Here is a 2,149-nt window from a genome sequence, read left to right on the forward strand (position 1 = left end):
TTGGCGACGCCAGCCTGCTTCACCAATGCGGAGAGTTCTTTGACGATCTCTTTTGGTACAGTCGGGCCGCGATAGATCATACCGGTATAAAGCTGTACCAGATCGGCACCGGCTTTAATTTTGGTAAGCGCAGTTGCGCCGCTGTCCACACCGCCGACACCGATGATCGGCATGGCTTTGCCGATGCGTTGACGCATTTTAGCAAGCACAATAGTCGAGCGTTCAAAAATCGGTGCACCGGAAAGGCCGCCGGTCTCTTTCGCTTCCACCTGATTAACCAGATTGGTGCGCGACAAAGTGGTGTTGGAGATAATCAAGCCATCAAGCGGATGCGCAAGCGCCACTTCGGCAATATCATCCAGACCTTCTTCGGTGAGATCCGGTGCAATTTTCAGGAATACAGGGCGTTTCAGGGTGCATTTTTCAGCTTCCTGATCGCGGGCTTCCAGAACTTTCTCCAAGAGAATATGCAGGCTGTCTTTGGCTTGCAGATCACGCAGACCCGGTGTGTTCGGCGAAGAAATATTGGCGGTGAAATATTTGGCTACGCTGTAGAAGCGGTGAATACCGGCCACATAATCGGCCACGCGATCTTCACTGTCTTTATTGGCGCCGATATTCACGCCGACAATACCGCAGCTGCTGCAGCTGTTGCGCTGGCTGAGGCGTTTATAGGCCGCTTCATGGCCTTCATTATTAAAGCCCAGACGGTTGATCACCGCACGGTCTTCCACAAGGCGGAAGATGCGCGGCTTCGGATTGCCAGCCTGCGGGCGCGGCGTGATGGTGCCGACTTCGGCAAAGCCAAAACCGAGTTTCAGCAGTGCATCCGGCACTTCGGCATTCTTGTCGAAGCCCGCGGCCATACCCAGCGGATTGGTAAATTTGAGGCCGGCAATAGTTTGCTGCAAAGCAGGGTCAAGCGGTGCAGGGCTGGAGAGAACGCCGGTTTTCAGCGCTGCAATCGACAGGCCATGCGCCTGCTCACCATCCATCGCAAAAAGTGCGCGACGGGCAATATTTTCAAAAAAACCGCTCATTGTTCAAGCTCCGGAAACTGATGCTTGCCGTCGCTGTCGAGCGGCAGGTCTTTCACCCAGCGCACCGCAGTGAGCTGGAGATGTGCGTAGAGATGCGGGAAGGCTTTGCCGCCGCGGGAAATTTCATAGCGAAGTTCATCGCCCAGCTGGTTTGCATCAACGGCCACAAGCAGCAGGTCATCCTGACCGGCAAAATGCTTGGCAGCCGTCTCGGCAACCGTGTCATGGGTGGAAAAGTGGATATATCCATCCTGTAAATCAACAGGGGCACCGGAAAAATGCCCTGCCTTTTCAGCGTCTGCCCATTGGGCGCGCGTGGCGATCTTGTAGATGGTATGGTGTGACGGATCACTGTTTGACATGAAAAACGCTATTGTTGTGAACGGAAAAGCTGTTCAGACATTTTATATATCTGGCCGGTTTGGCGCATCCGGCAGCTTTTAAGACAAAATTAAGTCACAAGCCACCTCTAAATTTTAATAAAGGGTTAACGCCATTTTTGCAAATGAGCAAAAGTGCGTTTTGACAGCTCTGTGTTTTTGACAGGATGCACTGGAAAATACTTGGATAAAACCCATATACCAGCCAGACAGATTAAAGGAGTGGGCAGATGAAGAACCGGTCCGGTATCGCGATTGCGGTGGCAAAAGAAAACAAATCCAAGCTTATCATACGCAGTGCCGTTCTTTCGGCTCTCACGGGTCTGGCTCTGGTTTGGGGTATGAGCCCGTCTCCGGCACAGGATATGCAGCGCTACTCTATGGAGAAAACCGAAGCCGGTATTATCCGTCTTGACCGCCAGACCGGTGAATTTGCTTTGTGTAAGGAACAGGCCGGTAAAATTGAATGTGCTGAAACCAAACCGGCACAGCTCAGCAGTGATGAACGCACAGTGCTTCTGGAAAAACAGGTTGCTGATCTGACCGCGCGTATCGCCAAGCTTGAAAAAAGTGGTGTCGCCAGCAGTTCCCTGCCAAGTGAAGAAGAGTTCGAAAAAGGACTCGGCTATATGGAGCGTTTCATGCGGTCTTTCATGGGCGTAGCCAAGAGCCTTGATGAACCGGCACCGGTGCCGAACCGTACATAATCTCTCCCAAAGAAAAAAAACC

At 52.3% G+C, this 2,149-nt stretch carries 3 protein-coding genes; 1 reads left to right on the forward strand and 2 read right to left on the reverse strand.

All coding sequences use genetic code 11. From position 1 onward, the window contains the following. Together A918_RS0111165 and A918_RS0111170 are read right to left on the reverse strand one after the other, a co-directional pair. A partial coding sequence (locus tag A918_RS0111165) for a quinone-dependent dihydroorotate dehydrogenase (protein WP_022711148.1) occupies positions 1–1,040 on the reverse strand: 1,040 nt, incomplete at its 3' end. Beyond that, entirely contained in the window at positions 1,037–1,402 is a 366-nt protein-coding gene (locus A918_RS0111170; RefSeq protein ID WP_022711149.1) for a DUF952 domain-containing protein, read from the reverse strand. The genes A918_RS0111165 and A918_RS0111170, both read right to left, overlap by 4 nt. A gap of 248 nt (positions 1,403–1,650) precedes the next feature. Here A918_RS0111170 and A918_RS0111180 point away from each other — a divergent pair, with 248 nt between their 5' ends. Continuing rightward, positions 1,651–2,127, forward strand: a complete 477-nt coding sequence (locus A918_RS0111180; protein WP_022711150.1) for a hypothetical protein — start codon at positions 1,651–1,653, stop codon at positions 2,125–2,127. Positions 2,128–2,149: the final 22 nt, after the last annotated feature.

The organism is Pseudochrobactrum sp. AO18b (assembly GCF_000409565.1).
GTDB classification, from domain to species: Bacteria; Pseudomonadota; Alphaproteobacteria; order Rhizobiales; family Rhizobiaceae; genus Pseudochrobactrum; species Pseudochrobactrum saccharolyticum.

Coding starts and splice junctions, on each gene's coding strand:
- A918_RS0111180 (WP_022711150.1), top strand. CDS start 1,651: ATGAAGAACCGGTCCGGTATCGCGATTGCGGTGGCAAAAGAAAACAAA.
- A918_RS0111170 (WP_022711149.1), bottom strand. CDS start 1,402: ATGTCAAACAGTGATCCGTCACACCATACCATCTACAAGATCGCCACG.